Below are 25,193 nucleotides of genomic sequence, written 5' to 3'. Positions count from 1 at the left end.
GCTGCCGTGTGGGACGCCTGTCAGTCCACCGTGTGCATCGCCTGCCACACACGCGCCGGGCTCAGCGGCATGTGCAGGCGCGGCGCGCTAGATGCGAAGCCGTTGCGCGCGAACGCATCGGCCACCGCATTGACGATGGCGGGCGTGGCACCGATGGTGCCGAGCTCGCCCACGCCCTTCACGCCGAGCGGGTTGTTCGCGCATGGCGTCGATTCGTCCATTTCCATCTGGAACATCGCGCCGACGATGTCCGCGCGCGGGGCGGCGTAGTCCATCAGGCTGCCGGTGAGCGGCTGGCCGGTTTCCTCGTCGTACACCACCTGCTCGTACAGCGCCTGGCCGATACCCTGCACCGCGCCGCCTTCGAGCTGGCCGCGTACGATCATCGGGTTGATGACGCGGCCGACGTCATTGACCGAGCTGTAGGCCACGACGCTGATCTCACCCGTGGGTGGATCGATCTCGATCTCGCAGATGTGGCAGCCGTTGGGCCAGGTCGGGCCGGCGACGCTGCTGGTCGAATCGACGAAGATCTCGCGCCCGGGTTGCCGGCCCGCGAGCGTGAACAAGTCGAGCGAGAGATCGGTACCGGCCACGCTGAAGGCACCGCGGCTGTAGGTGACGTCGTCGATGGCGGCTTCGAATTCCTGCGCCGCGAGTTCGCGCGCGCGGTCGATGGTGCGTTCGGCGCCGATGCGCACGGCCGAGCCGCCCGTGAAGAGCGAGCGCGATCCGGCGCTGCCGAAGCCGTCGCCGCGGTCGGTGTCGCCGAGCACCACGCGCACCTTCTCGATCGGCACGCCGAAGGCATCGACCGCAAGCTGCGCCAGCGAGGTCGCGATGCCCTGGCCCATCGCGTTAACGGCAGAGAACACCTCGATCACGCCGTCGGCCTGCACCGATACGGTGACGCGCTCCTCGAACACGTTGCCGCCAGTCCATTCGAGAAAGGTGGCGATGCCGAGGCCGCGGTGCATGCCGCGCCGCGCCGATTCGGCCGCCCGATCCTCGAAGCCGCTCCAGTCGGCCAGCGCCAGCGCCTGGTCCATCACCGATTCGAACTTGCCGGTGTCGTAGGTCTGCGCCATCGGATTCCTGTAAGGCATCTGCTCGGGGCGGATGAAGTTGCGCCGGCGCAGCGCGATGCGGTCGATGCCGGTCTGGCGCGCGGCCTCGTCCATCAGCCGCTCGATCGTGAAGATCGCCTCGGGGCGGCCGGCACCGCGGTAAGCCCCCGTCGGGGCGGTGTTCGTCAGCACCGCCTTGAAGTGGAAATCGATGGTCTGGATGTCGTAGACGCTGGTCTGCACCCAGGGACCGATCAGTAGCTGGATCGCGACGCCGGTGCCGGTGGCATAGGCGCCGACGTTGGCCAGCGTGCGGATGCGCAGCGCGAGGATGCGGCCTTCGGCGTCGAGCGCGAGTTCGGCCCGGGCCTGGATGTCGCGCCCGTGCGCGCTCGAAAGAAACTCCTCGCTGCGGTCGGCGACCCACTTCACGGGGCGGCCGGTCTGGAGCGCGGCGAACGCGACCGCGACGTCTTCGGGGTAGGCGCCGGTCTTCATGCCGAAGCCGCCGCCGACGTCGCCGACCACCACGCGCACCTTCTCCTTGGCAAGGCCGAGGGCGCCGCAGATCGTGTCACGCACCCCCGAGGGCATCTGGGTGCTCATGCGAACCGTCAGCCGGCCGGTCTGGGCGTCGGGCGCGGCGAGCACGGATCGCGGTTCGATGGTGAGCGCGACCACGCGCTGGTTGACCACGTCGAGACCCACCACGTGCGCCGCCTCGGCGAAAGCGGCCGCGGCGGCATCGCTGCTGCCATGGCGCATTTCCGCGGCAACGTTACCGATGGCCTCCTCGCACAGCAGCGGCGCGCCCTCGGCGCTGGCGCTGGCAAGATCGACCACCATCGGCAGCGGCTCGTAGTCGACCACGACCGCTTCTGCCGCATCGCGCGCATCGCGCAACGACTCTGCCACCACCGCCGCCACGGCCTCGCCGACGAAGCGGGCCCGTTCATGCGCCATGGCCCGGCGCGGTGGGCTGGCGCAGTCGCTGCCGTCGGCGCGCTTGAAGCCCGCGGCGCCCGGCATCGGCTGGACGCCGGCCTCGGCGAGTTCGGCCCCAGTGAACACGCGCAGCACGCCCGGCATGGCTGCGGCAGCGGCCGTGTCGATCGACACGATGCGCGCATGTGGATAGGGCGAGCGAAGGAACACGAGGTGCGACTGGCCGGGCAGCGTGACGTCGTCCGTGTAGCGGCCGGCACCGGCCAACAGGCTTTCGTCTTCTAGGCGGCGGACCGCGTGGCCGCTGCCGAAGCGCGTGGGATGGGATTCAGTGGTCAAGTGGTCCTCTTGGCTGCCGCGCAGGTCTGGGCGGTTGGCTGGCATCTGGGTGCGGTGGAGGCTGCACTATATGGGCTTCGGATAGTCGCGCACGATTGGGTGGACAACCTAGAACGAACGTAGAACGATGGCCGCAATCGTTTGCTGCCGGCCTCGAAGGCGGCATTTTCCCCTCTGCGCCTGAAACCCGTGCGAAGCCGTGTATATCTACGGGCATGCAACAACTGCCATGGCTCGAACCCGGCGATGCACTGCCCGATCCCGCATCGGCCTGGGGTGCGACCGACCCCGTCCCCGGCTTGCTCGCCGCCGGCGGCGCGCTCGACGTCGACACGCTGGTGCAGGCGTACGGCCGCTGCGTGTTCCCCTGGTTCAGCGACGACCAGCCGATCCTCTGGTGGAGCCCCGACCCGCGCATGGTGCTGCAGGTGGCCGACTTCAAGCTGCACCGGTCGCTGCGCAAGACGCTGGCGCGGTTCGCGCAGACGCCCGGCTGCGAGATCCGCATCGACCACGATTTCGCGGCCGTGATCCAGGCCTGCTCACAGGCGCCGCGCGTGGGCCAGTCGGGCACCTGGATCGTTCCCGACATGGTGCAGGCCTACATCGGGCTGCACCGGGCCGGGCACGCGCACAGTGTGGAAACCTGGATCGACGGCGAGCTCGCGGGCGGCCTCTACTGCGTGGCGCTCGGGCGTGCGGTGTTCGGCGAATCGATGTTCACGCACCGCCCCGATGCGTCGAAGATCGCGCTCGCGGCGCTGGTGAGCCTGTGCCGCCGCTACGACGTGCAGATGATCGACTGCCAGCAGAATACGTCGCACCTCGCGAGCCTGGGTGCGCGCGAAATGACCCGCCAGCGCTTCGTGGCGCACGTGGCACGGGCACGTCAACAGCAGGGCCCACGATGGCTTTTCGAGCCCGTATACTGGGCAGAACTCCTTTCCGCACGACCCTCCGGAACGCCGTGACGCACCTCAAGGATCTCCCGCTTCACACGCTGCAGTTCTACGCGACGGCGCCCTACCCCTGCAGCTACCTGCCCGACCGGCAGGCCCGCTCGCAGGTGGCCACGCCCAGCCACCTGATCCACAACGACGCCTACTCCGACCTGGTGCTGAGCGGCTTCCGGCGCAGCGGCATGTTCACCTATCGGCCATATTGCGACGGATGCAGGGCCTGCATCCCGCTGCGCGTGCGGGTCGACGACTTCCGCGCGAGCCGCAGCCAGCGGCGCGCCGTCAAGCAGCACCAGAACCTGCAGGCGCGGGTGCTCAAGCTGTGCTTCGTGCCCGAGCACTACCAGCTCTACCTTCGCTACCAGAACGGCCGCCACGCCGGCGGCGGCATGGACCACGACAGCATCGACCAGTACACCCAGTTCCTGCTGCAGAGCCGCGTCAATTCGAGGCTTGTCGAATTCCGCGAGCTGTCGCCCGACGGCAGCGTGGGTGCGCTCCGGATGGTGTCGATCCTCGATGTGCTGAACGACGGCATCTCCGCGGTCTACACCTTCTACGAACCCGAGAACCGCGCCGCCCGGTCCACCGCCTACGGCACCTTCAGCGTGATGTGGCAGATCGAGCAGGCACGTAAGTTGGGCCTGCCCCACGTCTATCTCGGCTACTGGATCGAGGGCAGCGCCAAGATGAACTACAAGGCGCGCTTCGCACCGCACGAGCTGCTGATCGACGGACAGTGGCAAGCGCCTTCTGATTTCACAAGGTAAAATGGCGCCCGGTCCACACCGCATCGCGCCATGAGAAAAAACCAAACCGACGCTCCTGCCGTTCCAGTCATCCAGGTGATCGAGCGCATGTTCGCGCTGATCGACGTGCTCGCCTCGCGCGAGGAGGCCATTTCGCTGAAGGAAATCAGCGAAAAAACGGGCCTGCACCCTTCCACCACGCACCGGATACTCAACGACCTCGCGGTCGGCCGCTTCGTCGACCGCCCCGAGGCAGGCAGCTACCGCCTCGGCATGCGGCTGCTCGAGCTCGGCAACCTCGTCAAAGGCCGGCTCAACGTGCGCGACGCGGCACTCGGCCCGATGCGCGAGCTGCACAAGATCACCCAGCAGCCGGTGAACCTCAGCATGCGCCAGGGCGACGAGATCGTCTACATCGAGCGCTCGTACAGCGAACGCTCGGGCATGCAGGTGGTCCGCGCCATCGGTGGGCGGGCAGCCTTGCATCTCACCTCGACCGGCAAGCTGTTTCTTGCAGCCGACGATCCGCAGCGCGTGCGCAGCTACGCCACGCGCACCGGCCTGTCGGGCCACACGCGCAACAGCATCACGCAGCTGCCCGCGCTCGAACGCGAGCTGTCGAAGGCGCGCCAGTACGGCATCGCGCGCGACAACGAAGAATTGGAACTGGGCGTGCGCTGCATGGCCGCCGGCATCTACGACGACCAGGGCAAGCTGGTCGCGGGGCTGTCGATTTCCGCCCCCGCCGACCGGCTCGACGAGGGATGGCTGCCCAAGCTGCAGGCCACCGCGCACGAGATCTCGGAAGCACTGGGCTACAAGAGCACCGACGCGGCCAACGGACCTTCGATCGGCGGCGGCACCGGCTCTTCAGCCGTCGCCTGAGCCTCCGCGCGCGGCCGCAGCCGCGCCGGGACGCCGGCAACGATCAGCCGGCGGCCTGGAGGATGTGCGCGTTGCGCGAAGCAGCGGGCGTGCTCGAGGCTTGCGTGGCCTCGACCCAGCGGCGCACGCGCTCGGCATCGGAGATGCGGCTGAACTTGCCGGCCGAATCCAGGAACACCATGATCAGCTTGCGCCCCGCCACCTTGGCCTGCATCACGAGGCACTGGCCGGCCTCGGAGATGTAGCCCGTCTTCTGCAGGCCAATGTCCCAGTCGGGGCTCTTCACCAGGCGATTGGTGGTGTTGTACTGCAGCACGCGGTTGCCGACCTCGACCTGGTACTCGGGCGAAGTCGAGAGCGCGCGCACCGTCGCATCGGCGTAGGCGGCGCTGACGAGCAGCGCCAGGTCCTGGGCGCTCGCCTGGTTTCGGCTCGACAGGCCCGTGGGCTCGACGTAGCGCGTGTCCTTCATGCCGAGCATCTTCGCCTTGGCGTTCATCACGCTAACGAAGGTCGCGAGGCCGCCCGGGTAGGTTCGGCCCAGGGCGTGCGCCGCCCGGTTCTCGCTCGACATCAGCGCCAGATGAAGCAGTTCGCCGCGCGTGAGCGTGGTGCCGACGGTAAGGCGCGAGCGGCTCCACTTTTCGGTATCGACGTCGTCCTGGGTGATGGTGATCAGTTCGTCGTTCGGCAGATGGGCTTCGCTGATCAGCAGGCCGGTCATGAGCTTCGTGAGCGACGCGATCGGGAGCACGGCATGGTCGTTCTTGCTGAACAGCACTTCATGGGTGTCCTGGTCGATCACGAGCGCCACGCTCGACTTCAGGTCGAGCGCGTCCTCGACGCTGTGCAGGCCGGCCAGCTGGCCGAAGGACTGGCGTGCGGGCGTTTCGACACGGACCAGCGAGCGGCGCTGCACGGCCACCACGGTCTTGCCGTTCTTCTTGCGGATGCTGGCGACCACGTTGCGGCCGCCACGAACGACTTTCTCGCTGCGGCTCTTGGCGCCACGCGACGCCTTGGCAGACTTGACTTGTGCCGGTGCCGCGCCGCGGGCCTTCTTGGCCACGGCGGTCTTGGCGGCAACCGTTTTTTCCTTCTTGGCGGCCTGCGCACCGGACAGCAAAAACGCCGTGGCGCAGAACGCGACGGCGAGGGCTTTGACGGCGGGCAGGAACCGCTGGCTGGAAACTCGGCGGAGACGGGCTTCAGGCATTGGGAATATCTCCAGCGGCGAAATGAGAACCGCAGTGTATCGAAATCAAAAAAGACACGCAATATCAGTTACTTGCATCCTTTTCTTCATTCGACATCAAGGACGACCCGTAAACCTAGCCCTGCGCAGACACTTTCTCAGCTTGGCTCTGTAACTTGTTGAGCGCGCTCAAATAAGCTTTGGCAGATGCGACGACGATGTCGGGGTCTGCCCCAACGCCATTCACCACTCGGCCCGCATTTTGTAACCGAACTGTAACTTCTCCTTGGCTTTCTGTCGAGCCACTGATCGCATTGACCGAGTAAAGCACCATCTCCGCGCCACTGCGGACATGCGATTCGATCGCCTTGAGCGATGCATCGACCGGGCCGTTGCCATCGGATTCGCCGGTGACTTCCTTGCCCTGGACCGTGAAGACGACCCTTGCGTGCGGACGTTCGCCGGTCTCGGAGTGCTGCGCGAGCGAGACGAAAGCAAACTGCTCGCCAACGTTCGACAGTTCCTCCGCGCTGACGAGCGCGAGGATGTCTTCATCGAAGATCTCGGACTTGCGGTCGGCCAGCTCCTTGAAGCGCAGGAAGGCGGCGTTGATGTCGGCCTCGCTCTGCATCGTCACGCCGAGGTCCTGCAGGCGCTGCTTGAAGGCGTTGCGCCCGCTGAGCTTGCCCAGCACGATCTTGTTGGCGGTCCAGCCCACGTCTTCCGCCCGCATGATCTCGTAGGTGTCGCGTGCCTTGAGCACGCCGTCCTGGTGGATGCCCGAGGCGTGCGCGAAGGCGTTGGCGCCCACCACGGCCTTGTTGGGCTGCACCACGAAGCCGGTGGTCTGGCTCACCATGCGGCTCGCGGCCACGATGTGCTGGGTGTCGATGTTGAGCGAAAGACCAAAGTAGTCCTTGCGCGTCTTCACGGCCATCACGATCTCCTCGAGCGAGCAGTTGCCTGCGCGTTCGCCGAGGCCGTTGATCGTGCATTCGACCTGCCGCGCACCGCCGATCTTCACGCCGGCCAGCGAGTTGGCCACCGCCATGCCGAGATCGTTGTGGCAATGCACCGACCAGATCGCCTTGTCGCTGTTGGGAACGCGCTCGCGCAGCATCTTGATGAAGTTGCCGTAGAGCTCGGGAATCGCGTAGCCGACGGTGTCGGGCACATTGATGGTGGTGGCACCTTCATTGATCACGGTCTCGAGCACGCGGCAGAGAAAATCGGGATCGCTGCGGTAGCCGTCCTCGGGGCTGAACTCGACGTCGGCCACCTGGTTGCGCGCGAAACGCACCGCGAGGCGGGCCTGCTCGTGCACCTCGTCGGGCGACATGCGCAGCTTCTTTTCCATGTGCAGCGCCGAGGTCGCAATGAAGGTGTGGATGCGGCCGCGTGCCGCGCCCTTCAGCGCCTCGGCCGCACGCGCGATGTCACGGTCATTGGCGCGCGACAGGCCGCACACGGTGGCGTCCTTGATCGCATTGGCAATCGCCTTCACGGCTTCGAAATCGCCGTTCGAGCTGGCCGGGAATCCGGCCTCGATCACGTCGACCTTGAGCCGCTCGAGCTGCTTGGCGATGCGCATCTTCTCGTCGCGCGTCATCGAGGCGCCGGGAGACTGCTCGCCGTCGCGCAAGGTGGTGTCGAAAATAATGAGCTGGTCGGTCATCGTGGATCTCCTTCTTCGTTCATTGGCACCTTGCGCGGACGGCGGTGGTCGCGTCAGGCGAGCTCAACCGCCGATTGTGCGCTGTGCGCGCCGCGCCCGCGTGCCCGCCGCACGCCCGAGACGATGGCCTTGAGCGAGGCCGAAATCACGTTGGCGTCGATGCCCACGCCGAACAGCGTCTGCGACTCGTCCACGCGCAGTTCGAGGTAGGCCACCGACTTGGCATCGGCACCCGCACCGATCGCATGCTGGTGGTAATCCATCACGCGCACCGTGTGGCCGGTGGCCTGGCTCAGCGCCTGCGTGAAGGCGTCGATCGGACCGTTGCCCCGCCCTTCGATCGCAAGGGTCTCGCCGTCCCACGGCAAGTCGCCGCGCAAGACGACCGAGGCGCCCTCGCCTTCCTCCTCGATCACGCGGTGCTGCAGCGAGCGTGCCGTCTCGATGCCGTATTCGCGCACGAACAGCTGCCAGAGGTCGGCCGCCGTGAGTTCCTTGCCCCCGACGTCCATCGCGCGCTGCACCACCTGCATGAACTCCATCTGCAGGCGGCGGGGCATCTCGAGCCCGTACTCGCTCTCGAGCAAATAGGCCATGCCGCCCTTGCCCGACTGGCTGTTCACGCGGATCACCGCCTCGTAGCTGCGGCCTACGTCCTTGGGATCGATGGGCAGGTAGGGCATGTCCCAGATGTCGCCCTCCTTGCGCGCGGCGAAGGCCTTCTTGATCGCGTCCTGGTGCGAGCCCGAGAACGAGGTGTAGACCAGGTCGCCCACATACGGATGGCGCGGATGCACCGGGATCTGGTTGCAGTGCTCGACCGTCGCGCGGATCTCGTCGATGTTCGAGAAGTCGAGGTTCGGCGACACGCCCTGCGTGTAGAGGTTGAGCGCCACGTTCACGAGGTCGAGGTTGCCGGTGCGCTCGCCGTTGCCGAACAGGCAGCCTTCGATGCGCTCGGCACCCGCCATCAGCGCCAGTTCGCCGGCGGCCGTGCCGGTGCCGCGGTCGTTGTGCGGATGCACGCACAGCACGATGGAGTCGCGGCGCGCGAGGTGGCGGTGCATCCACTCGATCATGTCGGCAAAGATGTTCGGCGTGGAATGCTCGACCGTGGTGGGCAGGTTGACGATGCATTTGCGCTCGGGCGTCGGCGCCCAGACCTCGGTCACCGCATCGACCACGCGCTTGGAGAACACCACGTCGGTGCCCGAGAACATCTCGGGCGAGTACTGGAAGGTCCATTGCGTGCCCGGCTGCTTCGCGGCAAAGTCGTTGAACATGCGCGCATGGCTGCTCGCGAGCTCGACGATCTGGTCTTCGTCCATGCCGAGCACCACGCGGCGCATCACGGGCGCCACGGCGTTGTAGAGGTGGACGATCGCGCGCGGCGCGCCCTTGAGCGATTCGAAGGTGCGCTCAATGAGGTGGTCGCGCGCCTGCGTGAGCACCTGGACCGTGACGTCGTCGGGGATCCGGTCTTCCTCGATCAGCTTGCGGACGAAGTCGAACTCGACCTGCGAGGCGGAGGGAAAGCCGACTTCGATTTCCTTGAAGCCGATCGCCACGAGCGTCTCGAACATGCGCATCTTGCGCGCGATGTCCATCGGCTCGACCAACGCCTGGTTGCCATCACGCAGGTCGGTCGACAGCCAGATCGGGGCCTTGGTCAGCACGGCATCGGGCCAGGTGCGGTCCTTGAGGCCGATCGGGGCGAATGCGCGGTATTTGGCTTGAGGTTGCTTGAGCATGTCGATTTCTCTGTGATGGTTGGCGATCAACCAGCAACCCCAAATGACAAACGGCCCGTTGCTGGTGCGAACGGGCCGTGGTGAGGGATTTGCGCGTGCGCTACCGTCTCCGCCCGTGAGGGAGGGCTAGTAGGGCCAGCAGCGAAATCTTGGTCATGAGGATTGTGAATGTAGCACAAGCCTGCATCAGTTATGCAAGCCGCGCTCGTCGGGCTCTTCGGTCGACGTGCTGATGACGCTTGCCGGCTGCCCCTTGGCCTTGCGCCACGCATAGACCGCGTAGCCGCTCAGGCCGTAGGCCACGAACAGCCCGAACAGCACCGTCGGCGGGTGGATGTTGATGACGGCAATGCCGAGCGCGATGAGGACGATCACCGCGAAGGGCACGCTCTTCTTCATCTGGATGTCCTTGAAGCTGTAGAACGGCGCGTTGGTCACCATCGACAGGCCGGCATAGAGCGTGAAGGCAAAGGTGATCCAAGTGATCTGGGTCCACGAGAGGTACAGCACCTCGCCGCCGCGCTTGCCCCATTCGGTCATGAGCCAGATGAAGCCGGCCACCAGCGCGGCCGCCGCAGGCGACGGAAGCCCCTGGAACCACCGCTTGTCGACCACGCCGGTGTTGACGTTGAATCGCGCGAGCCGCAGCGCCGCGCAGGCGCAATACACGAAGGCCGCGATCCAGCCCCAGCGGCCCAGCCCCTTGAGCGACCACTCGTACGCGATCAGCGCAGGCGCCGCGCCGAACGACACCATGTCGGAGAGCGAATCCATCTGCTCGCCGAACGCGCTCTGCGTGTTGGTCATGCGCGCCACGCGGCCATCGAGGCTGTCGAGGATCATTGCGGCAAACACGCCGAGCGCCGCGAGGTCGAATCGCGCGTTCATCGCCATCACAACCGAATAGAAACCCCCGAACAACGCTGCGAGCGTGAACAGGTTCGGCAGGATGTAGATGCCTTTGCGCCGCTTCTTCGGCTCGATGGGCATCAGGGGCGTGTCGTCATGCATGGGGGCAAAGTGTAGTTCAGCGTTACCGGGCACTCCGTCCCCCAAAAAGAAAAAGGCCATCGAGAAAACTCGACAGCCTTTGTGCCCCCTCGAGGGGGTGGCGGACCTGCGAAGCAGGGTCGCCTGGGGGGTGGGCTTAATTCCGGGTCTGGTCCACGAGCTTGTTCTTCTTGATCCAGGGCATCATGGCGCGCAGCTTCTCCCCGACCACCTCGATCTGGTGCTCGGCATTCAGGCGGCGGCGGCTGATCAGCGCAGGCTGGCCGGCGGCGGCTTCGAGCACGAAGCTCTTGGCGTACTCGCCGGTCTGGATGTCCTTCAGCACCTGCTTCATGACCTTCTTGGTCTCGTCGGTCACGATGCGCGGGCCCGTGACGTACTCGCCGTACTCGGCATTGTTCGAGATCGAGTAGTTCATGTTGGCGATGCCGCCTTCGTAGATCAGGTCCACGATGAGCTTGAGCTCGTGCAGGCATTCGAAGTACGCCATCTCGGGCGCGTAGCCGGCTTCCACCAGCGTCTCGAAACCCGCCTTGATCAGTTCGACCGTGCCGCCGCACAGCACGGCCTGCTCGCCGAACAGGTCGGTTTCGGTCTCTTCGCGGAAGTTGGTCTCGATGATGCCGGCCTTGCCGCCGCCGTTGGCCGTGGCGTAGCTCAGTGCGAGGTCGCGGGCCTTGCCGCTCTTGTCCTGGTGCACGGCCACGAGGTGGGGCACGCCGCCACCCTGGGTGTAGGTGCTGCGCACGGTGTGGCCAGGCGCCTTGGGAGCGACCATCCACACGTCGAGGTCGGCGCGCGGCTGCACGAAGCCGTAGTGCACGTTGAAGCCGTGCGCGAAGACCAGCGAAGCGCCTTCCTTGATGTGCGGGGCCACGTCGTTCTTGTAGACGTTGGCGATCTGCTCGTCGGGCAGCAGGATCATGACCACGTCTGCCGACTTCACCGCGTCGGCGACTTCGGCAACCTGCAGGCCGGCCTTGCCGACCTTGTCCCACGACGCGCCGCCCTTGCGCAGGCCGACCACGACCTTCACGCCGCTGTCGTTCAGGTTCTGCGCGTGCGCGTGGCCCTGCGAGCCGTAGCCGATGATGGCGACCGTCTTGCCCTTGATGAGGCTGAGGTCGGCGTCCTTGTCGTAGTAAACCTTCATGATGTTCTCCAGATAGATGTGCGGGTTGCAGTGTGTTGTTGTGCCGTTCGTCCTGAGCCTGTCGAAGGGCTCAATGCAGTCCCCGCTCGCGCGGGGGCTTCGACAAGCTCAGCCCGAACGGGCAGCGACCGAGCTCCGTTTTGCCATGGGTCAGACCCGCAGGATGCGCTCGCCGCGCCCGATGCCGCTCGCGCCGGTGCGAACGGTCTCGAGGATAGCGCTGCGGTCGATCGCCTCCAGGAAGGCGTCGTTCTTGCCGTGGTCGCCGGTGAGCTCGATCGTGTAGCTCTTGTCGGTCACGTCGATGATGCGGCCGCGGAAGATCTCGGCCATGCGCATCATCTCCTCGCGCTCCTTGCCCACCGCACGCACCTTCACCATCATGAGCTCGCGCTCGGTGTAGGCGCCTTCGGTCAGGTCGACAACCTTGACCACTTCGATCAGGCGGTTGAGGTGCTTGGTGATCTGCTCGATCACGTCGTCGGAGCCGGCGGTGACGATGGTCATGCGCGACAGGCTCGCATCCTCGGTGGGTGCGACGGTCAGCGATTCGATGTTGTAGCCACGGGCCGAGAACAGGCCCACCACGCGGGAAAGAGCACCGGGCTCGTTTTCCAGCAGCACTGCAATGATGTGTTTCATGTTTGCGTGACTCCTCTTCTCGCCGCCCTCCCCCGCGCACGGTAATGCGCGGGCTCGACGGACAATAGATTCGTCAGTAAAAAGTTAAGCGAATGCGCCGAGGATCAGAGATCTTCGGAGCCCAACAGCATCTCGGTGATGCCCATGCCGGCCTTGACCATCGGGAACACGTTCTCGGTGGGGTCGGTGCGGAAATCCATGAACACCGTGCGGTCCTTGAGCTTGCGCGCCTCGCGCAGCGCCGGCTCCACGTCTTGTGGACGCTCGATCAGCATGCCGACGTGGCCATAGGCCTCGGCGAGCTTCACGAAATTGGGCAGCGCATCCATGTAGCTGTGGCTGTAGCGGCTGGAGTATTCGATCTCCTGCCACTGGCGCACCATGCCCAGGTAGCGGTTGTTGAGCGAGCAGATCTTGATCGGCGTGTTGTACTGCAGGCAGGTGGAAAGCTCCTGGATGCACATCTGCACCGAGCCCTCCCCGGTGATGGTGAACACTTCCGAATCGGGCTTCGCGAGCTTGATGCCCATGGCGTACGGAATGCCCACACCCATCGTGCCCAGGCCGCCCGAATTGATCCAGCGGCGCGGCTCGTCGAAGCGGTAGTACTGTGCGGCCCACATCTGGTGCTGGCCCACGTCGGACGTGATGTAGGTGTCCGCGTCCTTGGTCATGTTCCACAGCGTCTCGACGACGAACTGCGGCTTGATCACGTCCTTGTTGTTGCGGTCGTACTTGAGGCAGTCGCGGTCGCGCCAGGCCTCGATGGTCTTCCACCAGTCGGCCAGCGCGCCGGCATCGGGTTTGGTGGTGCTTTCGCGGATCATCGAGATCAGCTCGGTGAGCACGTCCTTCACGTCGCCGACGATCGGGATGTCGACCTTCACGCGCTTGGAGATGCTCGACGGATCGATGTCGACGTGGATGATCTTGCGCTCGTTCTGCGCGAAGTGCTTCGGGTTGCCGATCACGCGGTCGTCGAAGCGCGCGCCCACGGCGAGCAGCACGTCGCAGTTCTGCATCGCGTTGTTGGCTTCGATGGTGCCGTGCATGCCCAGCATGCCCAGGAACTTGCGGTCGCTCGCGGGATAGGCGCCCAGGCCCATCAGCGTGTTGGTAACCGGGTAGCCGAGCATGTCGACCAGCGTACGAAGCTCGTTGCAGGCGTTGCCCAGCAGCACGCCGCCACCCGTGTAGATATACGGGCGTTTGGCGTTCAAGAGCAGCTGTAGCGCCTTGCGGATCTGGCCGCCGTGGCCCTTGCGCACGGGGTTGTACGAACGCATCTCGACCTTGTCGGGATAGCCGGTGTAGACCACTTTCTTGAAGGAAACGTCCTTCGGCACGTCCACCACCACCGGGCCGGGCCGGCCGCTGCGTGCGATATGGAAGGCCTTCTTCATCGTCAGCGCGAGGTCCTTCGGGTCCTTGACGAGGAAGTTGTGCTTCACGATCGGCCGCGTGATGCCCACGGTGTCGCATTCCTGGAAGGCGTCGAGGCCGATGGCCGCGGTCGGCACCTGCCCCGAGATGATCACCATCGGGATCGAGTCCATGTAGGCGGTGGCGATGCCGGTGACCGCATTGGTCAGGCCCGGGCCCGAGGTGACCAGCGCCACGCCCACGTCGCCCGTGGCGCGCGCATAGCCGTCGGCGGCATGGACGGCGGCCTGCTCGTGGCGCACCAGCACGTGCTGGATCGTGTCCTGCTTGTAGAACGCGTCGTAGATGTAGAGAACGGCGCCGCCGGGGTAACCCCAGACGTACTGAACGCCTTCGGCCTGCAGTGCGTTAACCAGCACTTCAGCGCCCATGAGTTCTTGCGGTGCGTTGCCGGCGCCGGAGGACGCGGCGGCTGCGGAGAGAATTTCCGCCTTGGAGATTTCCATGATGAACCTTTGTCTATTTCGGGAACGAAATACCTTGGGTGCCCCTTGCCAGCCCTTGTGAGGCCGCGCCAGGACTTGAGGCCAAAGCCATGGGCGGACTGATTTTCCGCCGGACCGTGACCCGTTTGCCGTTTGAATTGCAATGCGGATTATGACATCGATGCTGCCGCCCTCGCCGGAGCCGGCGGACGAAAAACATGCGAAGGCATAATTCGCGCAGAAAAAACACAAGCGCTTCCAGACACCCCATTCCCCATGCGGCGCCTGCGGCGTCCCCTCTCGCTTGGCCACTGAACAAGAACTTTCCGACTTCCTGAAGAGCGTCGAACGACGTGCTTTCAAGCGCTCGGTCTATCACGTGCGGGACGAGGAGGCGGCACTCGACATCGTGCAGGACAGCATGATGAAACTGGCGCATCACTACGGCGACAAGCCGCCGCAGGAGCTGCCGATGCTGTTCCAGCGGATTCTTTCCAATTGCACGCTCGACTGGTTCCGCCGGCAGAAGACCCGCCGCGCGCTGTTTTCCAACCTCGGCGACTTCGAGGCCGCCGGCGAGGACGGCGATTTCGACCTGCTGGAGAACTTCGTCTCCCCGACCGACTCCAGAGAGACGGAAAGTGCCGAGGACACGACCCGGCGCGCGCAGATCTTCCGCGAGATCGAGCAGGAGATCGCGGCTTTGCCGGGCCGTCAACGAGAGGCTTTCCTGATGCGTTACTGGGAAGAAATGGACGTGGCGGAAACGGCGGCTGCAATGGGCTGCTCCGAGGGCAGCGTCAAGACCCACTGTTCGCGCGCCGTGCACGCCTTGAGCAAAGCGCTCAAAGCCAAGGGAATTTCGCTATGAACACCAAAGTTCCAAACTCTTCCGTCGCCGCCGAAGACAGCTTCGGCCGGCTTGTGGCTGCACGCCTGTCCGAGGGCAACCACGAACTGCCGCACGACATCGGCGAGCGACTGCGCGTGGCGCGGGCGCAAGCCGTGGCGGCGCGCAAGCAGGCGCCGCAGTTGCGCACCTCTCCCGCAGTCATGCAGTCGGGCCATGTGGCCACGATGGGCGGCGGCTGGTGGACCCGCATCGGCTCGGTGGTGCCTCTGGTCGCGCTCGTCGCGGGCCTGATCGCCATCAGTGCGATGCAGGACGAGGACCGTGCGAGCGAACTCGCGGAGGTCGATTCCGCCCTGCTGACCGACGACCTTCCCCCGGCGGCCTACACGGACCCCGGCTTTGCCCAGTTCCTCAAGTCAGGTGGCGGCTCCGACTGACCGACCTCCCCGAAACCCGCATGCGACGTCCCCTTGCCTTCCGCGCCCCTGCGCCCAGCACCCTGCGCCCGCACAAGACGGGCGCGGGCGTTTGGGCGGGCGTGCTCGCCATCGCTGTCTTCGGGCTGACGTCGGCTGGCGGCCAGCCGTTGGACGGATCGTCCAGCCGGGGACGGGACACCACGCAGGGCGCGTCGGTAGCCACCGCAAAAACGGCGCAGACCACCCGCCCCGCCTGGAGCGAGCTCACGGCCGAACAGCAGGAGGCCCTTCAGCCGCTTGCCTCGCATTGGCACGCACTGAATGCCGGGCACAAGCGCAAGTGGCTCGCTTTGTCACGCAATTACGCGAAGATGTCGGCCGATGACCAGACCACGCTGCACAGCCGCATGATCGAATGGACCGCGTTGAGCAACCGGCAGCGCGCCCAGGCGCGACTCAACTTCGCCGAAGTGAAGCGCGTGCCGGCCGACGAGCGCAAGGCCAAGTGGGAGCAGTACCAGGCGCTGAGCGAAGACGAGAAACGCCGGCTCGCCGAACGCGCGCCGGCCAGGCCGCGTGGTGCCGCGATCCCGGTGCGGCCGGTTCCGGCCCAGAAGCTCGTCGTGGTGCCGGCCGTCACGCCCACGGGACAGCACACGCCGCGCATCCTGCTGGCGCCGCCGTCTTCGCCCGCGCCGGTCGCAATGCCGGCGGCGGCCGTCCTGGCCCCACCCTCTTCCGAAGGCCGCAGCGCAGCCTCCCAACCCATCCCGGCCGAGGCGCAAGTGCTCGTGCCTTCATCGTCCACTCCCGCAGGCTCCGCCGTCGAGCAGCCTTCGCCTCCCTGAATCCCAAGGCTTCGATGGCTCCAAATTCTTCCGAAACTTCGGAATCGAATCCCTCCTCATCCTCCGCAGATCCTTCGTCCAGCGCTCCTCTTTCGAAAGTGCCCGGCCTGTGGCGGCGAATGGCATGCTGGCTCTATGAGGGCATGCTGCTGTTCGCTGTGGCGATGATGGCTGGTTGGCTTTTCAGCGCGCTGAGCCAGATGCGCAACGCCATGGATGAGACGCGCCGCCCGCTGCTGCTGGCCTATCTTTTCGTGGTCTTTGGCGTCTATTTCGTCTGGTTCTGGTCCAAGGGGCAGACGCTTGGCATGAAGACTTGGAACATTCGGATCGTCGACAAGCAAGGCCGTTCGGTGACGCAGTTGCGCGCCTTCGTGCGCTACCTGCTGAGCTGGATTTGGCTGCTACCGCCACTGACCTTGCATCCGCTCCTGGGCGTTCCTGCGGCCGAGACGATGGTCCTGCTCTTCGGATGGGTCGCCGTCTGGGCCCTGCTGGCGCGCTTCCATCCCGAACGCCAGTTCTGGCACGACGCCTGGGCCGGCACGCGGCTCGTCACTTCCAAGCCCCTCCCCCGCCGATGAGTGCCTTGCCCGAATCCAAGCTTCCCGACCCCGCCGTCAACCCGCAGAAAGCCCGCAAAGGCTTCGAACGCGTGTGGCATGCGACGCTGATCTCGCTGCACGGGCTGCGGGCGGGCTGGAGCGAGCCGGCCTTCCGGCAAGAGGCCATCATGGCGATCGTCATGATTCCCGCCTCGTTCTGGCTCGGCCGCAGCTGGGTCGAGGTGGCGCTGCTCGCGGGCAGCGCCATCCTGGTGATGATCGTCGAGCTGCTCAACACCGCGGTCGAGGCCGCGATCGACCGCATCGGACCCGAATGGCACGACCTCTCCAAGCGCGCCAAGGACATGGGCAGCGCCGCGGTGCTGCTGTCGCTCACGCTCTGCGGGGCGATCTGGCTGGCCGCGCTGTGGCAGCGCTTCGCGTCATGAAAGCGCCCGCTGTCCGAGGCATGATGGTGCGATGACGACCCCTGAATTTTCGATCTGTGTGTATTGCGGCTCGCGCCCCGGCGAGCGGCCCGAGTTCTCGAAAGCGGCGCAAGCCGTCGGCCAATGGATCGGCCGCCACGGCGGCCAACTGGTCTACGGCGGCGGACGAACCGGCCTCATGGGCACCGTGGCCGAAGCCACCCGCGATGCCGGCGGCCGCGTCGTCGGCATCATCCCCAAGGCGCTGGTCGACAGGGAACTGGCCAACACGCTCTGCGACGAGCTGCATGTGGTCGACACCATGCATGAGCGCAAGGCGATGATGGGCGAACGCGCCGACGCTTTCATCGCGCTGCCCGGCGGCATCGGCACCTTCGAGGAACTGTTCGAGATCTGGACCTGGCGCCAGCTCGGCTACCACGACAAGCCCACGGGCATTCTCAACACCGCGGGCTACTACGACGGCCTGCTGGGCTTTCTGGCGCACAGCGTGCGCGAAGGCTTCATGGGCGAATGGCAGATGGAACTCATCCGCACCGGCACCGACGCCGCCCAACTGCTGACGGCGCTGCGCGCCGAAGTGCCGCTGCACCCGCGCGACGACCGCCTGGCGGAAAACCTCTGAGCGAGGCGCCGGCCGGCGGGCAGGCGGTCAGACGGCGTTTTCGTTTTCTTCGCCGGTGCGGATGCGCACGATGCGCTCCACGTCCGTGACGAAGATCTTGCCGTCGCCGATCTTGCCGGTGCGCGCCGAGCTGACGATGGCTTCGATGCAGCGCTCCACGTCGCCTTCGTTCACGACGACCTCGACCTTCATCTTGGGCAGGAAATCGACCACATACTCCGCACCGCGGTAGAGCTCGGTGTGGCCTTTCTGGCGGCCGAAACCCTTCACCTCGGTCACCGTGAGGCCGGTGACACCGACTTCGGCCAAAGCCTCGCGCACGTCCTCCAGCTTGAAGGGTTTGACGATGGCGGTGATCTGCTTCATGGTTTCTGCGCTCCGGCGGTTTCGTTGAACTGGCTGGTGATAGGGTAACGCGTCATACGCAAGGAAGAAAAAACGCTTGAACGATTATGTCATTCGGGTGCTGGGGACGCCGTCGGACCTGAGCCCGACCGAGTGGAACGCACTGCTCGCCAGCCAGGACGATCCGTCGCCCTTCATGCGCCACGAATACCTCGCAGCCCTCCACGAGAGCGACAGCGCCTCGCCCCAAAGCGGCTGGTCGCCGCGCTTCGTGACCCTCTGGCGCGGCAAGGCGCTGATGGCGGCCTGCCCGGTCTACGTCAAGGCGCATTCCTACGGCGAATACGTGTTCGACTGGGCCTGGGCCAACGCCTACGAGCAGCATGGGCTGGCCTACTATCCCAAGGCGGTGGTGGCGGTACCGTTCACGCCGGTGCCCGGCGCCCGCCTCCTCGCGCGCGATGCGCCGAGCCGTGCCTTGCTGGTGCAGGCGCTCGTCGCATGGTGCAAGCAGGAGGGGCTCTCGTCGCTGCACCTGCTGTTCGGTGCCGCCGCCGACATTGCCGCGTGCACCGAGGCGGGCCTGATGCTGCGCAACACGGTGCAGTTCCACTGGACCAACGCGGCCTATGCGGGCTTCGATGCTTTTCTCGCGAGCCTGTCGCATGACAAGCGCAAGAAGATCCGCCAGGAGCGGCGCAAGGTCGCAGACGCGGGCGTGACCTTCCGCTGGTCACGCGGCGCCGACATCGCGCCGGCCGATTGGGATTTCTTCTACCGCTGCTACGCGCGCACCTACCGCGAGCACGGCAATCCGCCCTACCTGACGCGCGACTTCTTCCAGCGCATGGCCGACACCATGCCCGGCGCCTGGCTGCTGTTCGTGGCCGAACGCGAGGGACGGCCGATCGCGTCGAGCCTGATCGCGCTGGCCACACAGTCGGATGGCGCGGCCACGGTGGCCTACGGCCGTTACTGGGGTGCGCTCGAACGCGTCGACTGTCTGCACTTCGAGGCGTGCTACTACCAGCCGCTGCAGTGGTGCATCGAACACGGCGTGCGCCGTTTCGAGGGCGGTGCCCAGGGCGAGCACAAGATGGCCCGCGCCCTCATGCCCGTGAAGACCACCAGCGCGCACTGGCTCGCCCATCCGTCGTTTGCCGATGCGGTCGAGCGCTTTCTCGAGCGCGAAGGCGAAGGCATCGACAACTACATGGACCACCTGGGCGAGCGCAGTCCGTTCAAGGCCGCCTGAAACGGCGCGGCCTCGCGGGAGCGCCTGCGGCTACTTCTTGTAGCTGGCGATGCCGTCGACGATTTCCTTGCGGGCGGCGTCGATGCCTTCCCATCCGATCACCTTGACCCACTTGCCCACTTCGAGGTCCTTGTAGTGCTCGAAGAAGTGGCTGATGGCCTTCAGGCGCATCGGGTTCACGTCGTCGACCGACTTCCAGTGGCTGTAGATCGGCAGCACCTTGTCGGTCGGCACGGCAAGCACCTTGCCGTCGACGCCGGCCTCGTCCTCCATGAGGAGGATGCCGAGCGGGCGGCACGGCACGACCACGCCGGGCAGTAGCGGGTATGGCGCGATCACCAGCACGTCGACCGGGTCGCCGTCGCCCGACAGCGTCTGCGGCACGTAGCCGTAGTTGGCCGGGTAGTACATGGCGGTCGTCATGAAACGGTCGACGAAGATCGCGCCCGACTCCTTGTCGACCTCGTACTTGATCGGGTCGGCGTTCATGGGGATCTCGATCACGACGTTGAAGTCATCGGGAACATTCTTGCCGGGGGAAACTTTGTCGAAGGCCATGTCGTTGTCGAGTAGTTGGAAAGTATCTGAGGGATGGGGACAAACCCGAAGTTTACTTTCCGCGTCACGGACCGGTCGCACACGTTTGCGCTTTTGCCTGTAAATTGCCGTCGTTGGCCAATCGGCTCCGCACTCAGGTGCAGCGAGCTTCGAGGAAGCAACGCGGCGGAAAACTCAGTCCCGTACGCGTTGCACGCACGCCCGGGCCTGCGCTTTCCGTCTCCACAAGTCACAACGAACGAATGGAGAAGCTAAGCATGATCGGCAACGCCCCCCTCATCCTCGCCATCGTCTGCGGCCTCGTGGCCGTGGGCTACGGTTTCTGGGCCCGAAGTTGGATCCTCGCCAAGGACCCGGGCAATGCCCGAATGCAGGAGATCGCGGCCGCCATCCAGGCCGGCGCCTCGGCCTACCTCGCCAAGCAGTACACCGCCATCTCGGTGGTCGGCGTGGTGCTGGCCATCCTCATCGGCCTGTTCCTCGACGTGACCACGGCCGTTGGCTTCGTGGTCGGCGCCGTGCTCTCGGGCGCCTGCGGCTTCATCGGCATGAACGTCTCGGTGCGCGCCAACGTGCGCACCGCGCAGGCGGCCACCCAGGGCATCGGCCCGGCGCTCGACGTCGCGTTCCGCGGCGGCGCGATCACCGGCATGCTGGTGGTCGGGCTGGGGCTCTTGGGCGTCTCGGTCTTCTACTGGTTCCTGGCCGGCAACGGCAACCTCACGCCCGACCGCAACCTCTCGGTCCTGTTGAACCCGCTGATCGGCTTCGCCTTCGGCTCCTCGCTGATCTCGATCTTCGCGCGGCTCGGCGGCGGCATCTTCACCAAGGGCGCCGACGTCGGCGCCGATCTGGTGGGCAAGGTCGAGGCGGGCATCCCCGAGGACGATCCGCGCAACCCGGCCGTGATCGCCGACAACGTGGGCGACAACGTGGGCGACTGCGCCGGCATGGCGGCCGACCTGTTCGAGACCTATGCGGTCACGCTCATCGCCACCATGGTGCTGGGTTCGCTGATGATCGTCGCCGCGCCGGTCAACGCAGTGCTCTATCCGCTGGCGCTGGGCGGCGTGTCGATCATCGCCTCGATCATCGGCTGCTTCTTCGTCAAGGCCTCGCCGGGCATGACGAACGTGATGCCGGCGCTCTACAAGGGCCTGGCGGTCGCGGGCATCCTGTCGCTGATCGCGTTCTGGTTCGTCACGGCCTGGCTGATTCCCGACAATGCCGTGGCTCCGACCGGCAGCCAACTCAAGCTGTTCGGCGCCTGCTTCGTGGGCCTGGCGCTCACGGCCGCGCTGGTATGGATCACCGAGTACTACACCGGCACCCAGTACAAGCCGGTGCGGCACATCGCGCAGGCCTCCACCACCGGGCACGGCACCAACATCATCGCGGGCCTCGGTGTCTCGATGCGCTCGACCGCGTGGCCGGTGATCTGCGTCTGCGTGGCCATCATGGCCTCGTACTGGCTCGCCGGCCTGTACGGCATCGCAGTGGCCGCGACCGCCATGCTGAGCATGGCCGGCATCGTGGTCGCGCTCGACGCCTACGGCCCGATCACCGACAACGCCGGCGGGATCGCCGAGATGAGCGACCTGCCCGACAGCGTGCGCGCCGTGACCGATCCCCTTGATGCCGTCGGCAACACCACCAAGGCGGTGACCAAGGGCTATGCGATCGGCTCGGCGGGCCTCGCCTCGCTGGTGCTCTTTGCCGACTACACGCACAAGCTCGAGAGCTTCGGGCTCAACATCAGCTTCAACCTGAGCGACCCGATGGTGATCGTCGGCCTCTTCATCGGCGGCCTGATCCCGTACCTGTTCGGCGCCATGGCGATGGAAGCGGTCGGCCGTGCAGCCGGCGCAGTGGTCGAAGAGGTGCGGCGCCAGTTCCGCGACATCCCCGGCATCATGGAAGGCACCGGCAAGCCCGAATACGGCAAGGCCGTGAGCATGCTGACCGGCGCGGCGATCAAGGAGATGATGATCCCCTCGCTGCTGCCGGTGGTGGTGCCGATCCTGGTCGGCCTGCTGCTCGGACCGAAGGCGCTGGGCGGCCTGCTGATGGGCACCATCGTCACCGGCCTCTTCGTCGCGATCTCGATGTGCACGGGCGGCGGCGCATGGGACAACGCCAAGAAGTACATCGAGGACGGCCACCACGGCGGCAAGGGCTCCGAGGCACACAAGGCGGCGGTCACCGGCGACACCGTGGGCGACCCCTACAAGGACACCGCCGGCCCCGCGGTGAACCCGCTGATCAAGATCATCAACATCGTCGCGCTGCTGATCGTGCCGCTGGTGGTCAAGTTCCACAGCTGATGCCTACGCCAGAACGGCTCGAGTCCTTCATCGCCGCTGTGCAGGGCGGCGCCCATGCACAGGCGATAGAGGACTACTACACCGAAGACGCGACCATGCGCGAGAACCAGGCCGAGCCCCGGCGCGGCCGCGGCACGCTCGTCGCCCACGAGCAGGCGGTGCTCGACCGCACCGCGTCGGTGGCCTCGACCTGCGTGCGGCCCGTGTTCGTGAATGGCGACCACGTGGTGATCCGCTGGGTGTTCGAGTTCCACTTCAAGAACGGCAAGACCATGCGCATGGAAGAGCTCGCCTGGCAGCGCTGGGACGGCGAGCGCATCGCCGAGGAGCAGTTCTTCTACGACCCGGCGCAGCGCCAGCCGACCTGAGCCTGCCGCCGCGCCGCGCCGTTCAGCGCGCGCTCTCCGCCGCCACCGCCCGCACCAGGCGCGTGGCCGGCTGCACCAGTCGCTCGAGGTCGCCCACGCGGTCCTCTTCGATCGCCTGGAGCACCAGTTCATTGATGCCGCCGACGACCGTCATGGCCATCTCGCCCGTCAGGTGCGCGGCCGGCCCGCCTTTGGCGCCACCGCTGCCGTTGATCGCGTCCTGGATGAAGCGCGCGATCTCGGCATTGACGCGACGCCTGGCTGCCAGGCCGGGCATGCCGAGGCCCAGGATCTCGACGAACAGCGTGCGCAGCAGCAGTGGGTCCTGCGCGAGGTATTGGAAATACGCCGTGATCGCGCGCTCCACCTGCGCGTGCCAGGGCTGCGCCGGATCGAAGGCTTCGCTGACCGCCCGCAGAGCGAGCTTGCTCGCCGCCTCGTAGAGCGCCACCAGGCATTCGGCCTTGGTCGTGAAGTGCTCGTAGAAGGTGCGCCGGGAAACCGCAGCCTCCCGGACGATGTCGGCGATGGTCGTGTCCGCATAGCCCTTGGCCGCCACTGCGCGCGCCATGCCTTCGAGCAAGCGGCCATAGTGCCCCGACTCACTGTCTGGGACCGCCGGAGACGCTTCTTCAAATGCGATGCTGCTCATGGATTGCACATTTTCCTACGCATTGGTACTTGACGGTACCAGCTATCGCCGGCACCATAGACTATTGGTACGCACATGTACCAACTTATTTTCCAAGGATGGTTTCATGACCGCACTCGTCGTTCGCCGCCTCCTGATCGACCTGCAGACGCCGTTCGGCCGCAACTGGTGCGGCGGCGATGCATTCTCCACCGCCTTCTTCAACGCGCTGTCGATGAGCTTCCCCTTCGGCGAGCAGTTCTTCATCGATGCGGTACGGGACGCTGTCGCAGCACTGCCACCCGATCTGCAGGACAAGCACCGCGAAGAAGTGCGCGGCTTCATCGGGCAGGAGGCCACGCACCGGCGCATCCACGCGCTTTTCAACGGGCACCTGCAGAACCAGGGCCTGGTGGACCGCTGGACCGAGCGTGCCAACCGGCGGCTGGCGCTGATGGAAGGTGCCGATCCCCGCCACGCACTGGCCGTGACCGCCGCGACCGAGCATTTCACGGCCATGTTCGCCGAATGGCTGCTGGTCCATCCCGAGGTGCTGGACGGCGCCGAGCCCCGCCTGCGCACCATGTGGCTGTGGCACAGCGCCGAAGAGCTCGAGCACAAGACGGTCGCCTTCGACATCTACCAGGCCGCGGCCGGCTCCGATGCCTGGCGCACGCGCTGGTTCCGCCGCGTGACGGTGATGTTTCTCGGCGACCTGCTGCGCCAGACGGTCGACAACCTGCGCCATGAGGGGCAACTCTGGAAATGGGCGACCTGGAAGAGCGCGGCGCGCGTGCTGCTCGGCCGGGGCGGGCTGCTGCGCAGCAACTGGCGCGCCTGGCGCAGCTACTTCCGCCCTGATTTCCACCCGGCGCAGCAGGACAGCAGCCTCGCGGCGCGCTGGCTCGAGGACAACCGCGCGCAGTACACGCCAGTCGGCGCTGCCGCCGGCGCGGCGGCTGTAGTTCAGTAGAAGATGGCGCCGCGCGTGGGGGTGTCCGCGCTCTGCTCGGGGCGCAGGCCCAGGTCGTGCAACGTGTCGAAGTCCGAAGGGGCATCCGGCACCCGCATCACAGCTTCGAGTTCGTGCAGCGACGCCACCCAGCCCCCCGCGGCCGATTCGGCCGGCTCGTCGTTCGCGAAGGTTCCGTCGCGGATGTAGAGCGTTTCGCCCTCAGGACGCTCGGCATGCAATTCGATCAAACGCGAAATCGAGAAGTTGTAGGTCACGAGCTTTTCGCGCGTCTGGCGGTCCTTGCCACCGCAATTGAACGCGCCTTCGGACGAAATGACGATGCAGGAGCCCTCGACCCCCTGGTCGATCTCGCGCCCGCTGCGCCACACCGCGTTGGGCAGCCGCACCCGCACCTTGTCGATCACCAGGTCACGCTGCCTGTTGAGGCTGCCCAGCGGCGGAACGAGCGAACGCAATTGCCGCAGGCGCTCGGCGAAGATGTCGTCCATGGCGAATTCGACATGGTGCGTTGCGCTGCCCGACGAACGTCGGACGACCTGCATGACCACATGGCGCGATTTATTCATTGCAGGTCCTTTGCGCGTCGGATGGCGCAATGCGCCCTCGACTCGATTCCAGAATCATGACCGTCGTTGAGTTAGAACTTTTGATGGATGCAATGAAATGCATCAATTGTGTCTAACTGTATATCCAACACGTTCGATTTGGAAGAAGAACCGCAATGCTCGCGCGGGGCATGTCGCGGCAGTGCCGCCGCG

At 65.9% G+C, this 25,193-nt stretch carries 25 protein-coding genes; 13 read left to right on the top strand and 12 right to left on the bottom strand.

Going from position 1 to position 25,193, the window contains the following annotated elements; all coding sequences use genetic code 11:
• Window positions 1-20 precede the first annotated feature (20 nt).
• Window positions 21-2,351 (bottom strand): xanthine dehydrogenase family protein molybdopterin-binding subunit, encoded by a 2,331-nt coding sequence (locus AC3A6J_RS05630; protein ID WP_487858926.1) that lies wholly within the window; start codon window positions 2,349-2,351, stop codon window positions 21-23.
• Window positions 2,352-2,566: 215 nt separating this feature from the next.
• Here AC3A6J_RS05630 and aat point away from each other — a divergent pair, with 215 nt between their 5' ends.
• From aat to AC3A6J_RS05615, 3 genes are read left to right on the top strand one after another with little or no spacing between them, the layout of a single operon-like run.
• Window positions 2,567-3,322: a leucyl/phenylalanyl-tRNA--protein transferase gene (gene aat, locus AC3A6J_RS05625; RefSeq protein ID WP_487858925.1), complete on the top strand. Its 756-nt coding sequence runs from the start codon at window positions 2,567-2,569 to the stop codon at window positions 3,320-3,322.
• Entirely contained in the window at window positions 3,319-4,080 is a 762-nt protein-coding gene (locus AC3A6J_RS05620; protein ID WP_487858924.1) for an arginyltransferase, read from the top strand. Before aat ends, AC3A6J_RS05620 begins: the two co-directional genes overlap by 4 nt.
• 30 nt (window positions 4,081-4,110) lie before the next feature.
• Window positions 4,111-4,944 carry an IclR family transcriptional regulator gene (locus AC3A6J_RS05615; RefSeq protein ID WP_487858923.1) on the top strand — a complete coding sequence of 278 codons (834 nt, stop codon included), beginning with the start codon at window positions 4,111-4,113 and terminating at the stop codon, window positions 4,942-4,944.
• A gap of 43 nt (window positions 4,945-4,987) precedes the next feature.
• Here AC3A6J_RS05615 and AC3A6J_RS05610 read toward each other — a convergent pair whose 3' ends face one another.
• From AC3A6J_RS05610 to AC3A6J_RS05580, 7 genes are all read right to left on the bottom strand, one after another.
• On the bottom strand, window positions 4,988-6,160 hold the full coding sequence (locus AC3A6J_RS05610) for a serine hydrolase (RefSeq protein WP_487858922.1): 1,173 nt from the start codon (window positions 6,158-6,160) through the stop codon (window positions 4,988-4,990).
• 115 nt (window positions 6,161-6,275) lie between these two features.
• Window positions 6,276-7,814 carry a 2-isopropylmalate synthase gene (locus AC3A6J_RS05605; RefSeq protein WP_487858921.1) on the bottom strand — a complete coding sequence of 513 codons (1,539 nt, stop codon included), beginning with the start codon at window positions 7,812-7,814 and terminating at the stop codon, window positions 6,276-6,278.
• Between the two features lie 53 nt (window positions 7,815-7,867).
• Complete coding sequence (gene leuA / locus AC3A6J_RS05600; RefSeq protein ID WP_487858920.1) at window positions 7,868-9,565, bottom strand: 2-isopropylmalate synthase; 1,698 nt, start codon at window positions 9,563-9,565, stop codon at window positions 7,868-7,870.
• A 186-nt stretch (window positions 9,566-9,751) separates the two neighbouring features.
• Window positions 9,752-10,576, bottom strand: coding sequence for a CDP-diacylglycerol--serine O-phosphatidyltransferase (pssA, locus tag AC3A6J_RS05595; protein WP_487858919.1), 825 nt, complete (start codon window positions 10,574-10,576; stop codon window positions 9,752-9,754).
• A gap of 136 nt (window positions 10,577-10,712) precedes the next feature.
• A complete protein-coding gene (gene ilvC / locus AC3A6J_RS05590) occupies window positions 10,713-11,729 on the bottom strand; it encodes a ketol-acid reductoisomerase (RefSeq protein WP_487858918.1) in 1,017 nt (338 codons plus the stop codon).
• Window positions 11,730-11,879: 150 nt separating this feature from the next.
• A complete protein-coding gene (ilvN, locus tag AC3A6J_RS05585) occupies window positions 11,880-12,371 on the bottom strand; it encodes an acetolactate synthase small subunit (protein WP_012747479.1) in 492 nt (163 codons plus the stop codon).
• 104 nt (window positions 12,372-12,475) lie between these two features.
• Complete coding sequence (locus tag AC3A6J_RS05580) at window positions 12,476-14,260, bottom strand: acetolactate synthase 3 catalytic subunit (protein ID WP_487858917.1); 1,785 nt, start codon at window positions 14,258-14,260, stop codon at window positions 12,476-12,478.
• A gap of 283 nt (window positions 14,261-14,543) precedes the next feature.
• Between AC3A6J_RS05580 and AC3A6J_RS05575 the strand changes: the two genes are divergently transcribed.
• The 6 genes from AC3A6J_RS05575 to AC3A6J_RS05550 are packed head-to-tail and all read left to right on the top strand — an operon-like array spanning window position 14,544 to window position 17,978.
• Entirely contained in the window at window positions 14,544-15,110 is a 567-nt protein-coding gene (locus AC3A6J_RS05575) for an RNA polymerase sigma factor (protein WP_487858916.1), read from the top strand.
• The gene (locus AC3A6J_RS05570) at window positions 15,107-15,529 is read left to right on the top strand and encodes a DUF3619 family protein (RefSeq protein ID WP_487858915.1); all 423 of its coding nucleotides are present in this window, start codon (window positions 15,107-15,109) and stop codon (window positions 15,527-15,529) included. The genes AC3A6J_RS05575 and AC3A6J_RS05570 overlap by 4 nt, the downstream gene beginning before the upstream one ends.
• 20 nt (window positions 15,530-15,549) lie before the next feature.
• Window positions 15,550-16,359, top strand: a complete 810-nt coding sequence (locus tag AC3A6J_RS05565; RefSeq protein WP_487858914.1) for a DUF3106 domain-containing protein — start codon at window positions 15,550-15,552, stop codon at window positions 16,357-16,359.
• 14 nt (window positions 16,360-16,373) lie between these two features.
• The gene (locus tag AC3A6J_RS05560) at window positions 16,374-16,943 is read left to right on the top strand and encodes an RDD family protein (RefSeq protein ID WP_487858913.1); all 570 of its coding nucleotides are present in this window, start codon (window positions 16,374-16,376) and stop codon (window positions 16,941-16,943) included.
• Complete coding sequence (locus tag AC3A6J_RS05555; protein WP_487858912.1) at window positions 16,940-17,353, top strand: diacylglycerol kinase; 414 nt, start codon at window positions 16,940-16,942, stop codon at window positions 17,351-17,353. The genes AC3A6J_RS05560 and AC3A6J_RS05555 overlap by 4 nt, the downstream gene beginning before the upstream one ends.
• Before the next feature lie 31 nt (window positions 17,354-17,384).
• The gene (locus tag AC3A6J_RS05550) at window positions 17,385-17,978 is read left to right on the top strand and encodes an LOG family protein (protein ID WP_487858911.1); all 594 of its coding nucleotides are present in this window, start codon (window positions 17,385-17,387) and stop codon (window positions 17,976-17,978) included.
• A gap of 27 nt (window positions 17,979-18,005) precedes the next feature.
• Here AC3A6J_RS05550 and AC3A6J_RS05545 read toward each other — a convergent pair whose 3' ends face one another.
• Window positions 18,006-18,344: a P-II family nitrogen regulator gene (locus tag AC3A6J_RS05545; RefSeq protein WP_487858910.1), complete on the bottom strand. Its 339-nt coding sequence runs from the start codon at window positions 18,342-18,344 to the stop codon at window positions 18,006-18,008.
• Window positions 18,345-18,420: 76 nt separating this feature from the next.
• On the opposite strand from AC3A6J_RS05545, the gene AC3A6J_RS05540 reads away from it, so the two are divergent.
• Complete coding sequence (locus AC3A6J_RS05540; protein ID WP_487858909.1) at window positions 18,421-19,578, top strand: GNAT family N-acetyltransferase; 1,158 nt, start codon at window positions 18,421-18,423, stop codon at window positions 19,576-19,578.
• A 30-nt stretch (window positions 19,579-19,608) separates the two neighbouring features.
• Here the strand turns inward: AC3A6J_RS05540 and ppa are convergent, their stop codons facing one another.
• Window positions 19,609-20,136, bottom strand: a complete 528-nt coding sequence (gene ppa, locus AC3A6J_RS05535) for an inorganic diphosphatase (protein WP_487858908.1) — start codon at window positions 20,134-20,136, stop codon at window positions 19,609-19,611.
• Window positions 20,137-20,393: 257 nt separating this feature from the next.
• On the opposite strand from ppa, the gene AC3A6J_RS05530 reads away from it, so the two are divergent.
• The gene (locus tag AC3A6J_RS05530; protein WP_487858907.1) at window positions 20,394-22,460 is read left to right on the top strand and encodes a sodium-translocating pyrophosphatase; all 2,067 of its coding nucleotides are present in this window, start codon (window positions 20,394-20,396) and stop codon (window positions 22,458-22,460) included.
• Entirely contained in the window at window positions 22,460-22,828 is a 369-nt protein-coding gene (locus AC3A6J_RS05525) for a nuclear transport factor 2 family protein (protein ID WP_487858906.1), read from the top strand. The genes AC3A6J_RS05530 and AC3A6J_RS05525 overlap by 1 nt, the downstream gene beginning before the upstream one ends.
• Before the next feature lie 22 nt (window positions 22,829-22,850).
• Here AC3A6J_RS05525 and AC3A6J_RS05520 read toward each other — a convergent pair whose 3' ends face one another.
• Window positions 22,851-23,480, bottom strand: a complete 630-nt coding sequence (locus AC3A6J_RS05520) for a TetR/AcrR family transcriptional regulator (RefSeq protein WP_487858905.1) — start codon at window positions 23,478-23,480, stop codon at window positions 22,851-22,853.
• 106 nt (window positions 23,481-23,586) lie between these two features.
• On the opposite strand from AC3A6J_RS05520, the gene AC3A6J_RS05515 reads away from it, so the two are divergent.
• On the top strand, window positions 23,587-24,432 hold the full coding sequence (locus AC3A6J_RS05515) for a metal-dependent hydrolase (protein WP_487858904.1): 846 nt from the start codon (window positions 23,587-23,589) through the stop codon (window positions 24,430-24,432).
• Here the strand turns inward: AC3A6J_RS05515 and AC3A6J_RS05510 are convergent.
• Complete coding sequence (locus AC3A6J_RS05510) at window positions 24,426-25,001, bottom strand: hypothetical protein (RefSeq protein WP_487858903.1); 576 nt, start codon at window positions 24,999-25,001, stop codon at window positions 24,426-24,428. The genes AC3A6J_RS05515 and AC3A6J_RS05510 overlap by 7 nt on opposite strands.
• Between the last annotated feature and the right edge of the window lie 192 nt (window positions 25,002-25,193).

The sequence above is a fragment of the Variovorax sp. Soil_C_39 genome, assembly GCF_057656815.1.
The sequence above is the reverse complement of the archived record's forward strand: the minus strand, read 5'-3'. Positions and strand labels throughout refer to the sequence as shown.

What these genes read in the sequence shown, in the direction of transcription:
- aat (WP_487858925.1), top strand. Translation starts at nt 2,567, where the DNA reads ATGCAACAACTGCCATGGCTCGAACCCGGCGATGCACTGCCCGATCCC.
- AC3A6J_RS05615 (WP_487858923.1), top strand. Translation starts at nt 4,111, where the DNA reads ATGAGAAAAAACCAAACCGACGCTCCTGCCGTTCCAGTCATCCAGGTG.
- AC3A6J_RS05610 (WP_487858922.1), bottom strand. Translation starts at nt 6,160, where the DNA reads ATGCCTGAAGCCCGTCTCCGCCGAGTTTCCAGCCAGCGGTTCCTGCCC.
- AC3A6J_RS05605 (WP_487858921.1), bottom strand. Translation starts at nt 7,814, where the DNA reads ATGACCGACCAGCTCATTATTTTCGACACCACCTTGCGCGACGGCGAG.
- leuA (WP_487858920.1), bottom strand. Translation starts at nt 9,565, where the DNA reads ATGCTCAAGCAACCTCAAGCCAAATACCGCGCATTCGCCCCGATCGGC.
- pssA (WP_487858919.1), bottom strand. Translation starts at nt 10,576, where the DNA reads ATGCATGACGACACGCCCCTGATGCCCATCGAGCCGAAGAAGCGGCGC.
- ilvC (WP_487858918.1), bottom strand. Translation starts at nt 11,729, where the DNA reads ATGAAGGTTTACTACGACAAGGACGCCGACCTCAGCCTCATCAAGGGC.
- ilvN (WP_012747479.1), bottom strand. Translation starts at nt 12,371, where the DNA reads ATGAAACACATCATTGCAGTGCTGCTGGAAAACGAGCCCGGTGCTCTT.
- AC3A6J_RS05580 (WP_487858917.1), bottom strand. Translation starts at nt 14,260, where the DNA reads ATGGAAATCTCCAAGGCGGAAATTCTCTCCGCAGCCGCCGCGTCCTCC.
- AC3A6J_RS05570 (WP_487858915.1), top strand. Translation starts at nt 15,107, where the DNA reads ATGAACACCAAAGTTCCAAACTCTTCCGTCGCCGCCGAAGACAGCTTC.
- AC3A6J_RS05565 (WP_487858914.1), top strand. Translation starts at nt 15,550, where the DNA reads ATGCGACGTCCCCTTGCCTTCCGCGCCCCTGCGCCCAGCACCCTGCGC.
- AC3A6J_RS05560 (WP_487858913.1), top strand. Translation starts at nt 16,374, where the DNA reads ATGGCTCCAAATTCTTCCGAAACTTCGGAATCGAATCCCTCCTCATCC.
- AC3A6J_RS05555 (WP_487858912.1), top strand. Translation starts at nt 16,940, where the DNA reads ATGAGTGCCTTGCCCGAATCCAAGCTTCCCGACCCCGCCGTCAACCCG.
- AC3A6J_RS05550 (WP_487858911.1), top strand. Translation starts at nt 17,385, where the DNA reads ATGACGACCCCTGAATTTTCGATCTGTGTGTATTGCGGCTCGCGCCCC.
- AC3A6J_RS05545 (WP_487858910.1), bottom strand. Translation starts at nt 18,344, where the DNA reads ATGAAGCAGATCACCGCCATCGTCAAACCCTTCAAGCTGGAGGACGTG.
- ppa (WP_487858908.1), bottom strand. Translation starts at nt 20,136, where the DNA reads ATGGCCTTCGACAAAGTTTCCCCCGGCAAGAATGTTCCCGATGACTTC.
- AC3A6J_RS05530 (WP_487858907.1), top strand. Translation starts at nt 20,394, where the DNA reads ATGATCGGCAACGCCCCCCTCATCCTCGCCATCGTCTGCGGCCTCGTG.
- AC3A6J_RS05525 (WP_487858906.1), top strand. Translation starts at nt 22,460, where the DNA reads ATGCCTACGCCAGAACGGCTCGAGTCCTTCATCGCCGCTGTGCAGGGC.
- AC3A6J_RS05520 (WP_487858905.1), bottom strand. Translation starts at nt 23,480, where the DNA reads ATGAGCAGCATCGCATTTGAAGAAGCGTCTCCGGCGGTCCCAGACAGT.
- AC3A6J_RS05515 (WP_487858904.1), top strand. Translation starts at nt 23,587, where the DNA reads ATGACCGCACTCGTCGTTCGCCGCCTCCTGATCGACCTGCAGACGCCG.
- AC3A6J_RS05510 (WP_487858903.1), bottom strand. Translation starts at nt 25,001, where the DNA reads ATGAATAAATCGCGCCATGTGGTCATGCAGGTCGTCCGACGTTCGTCG.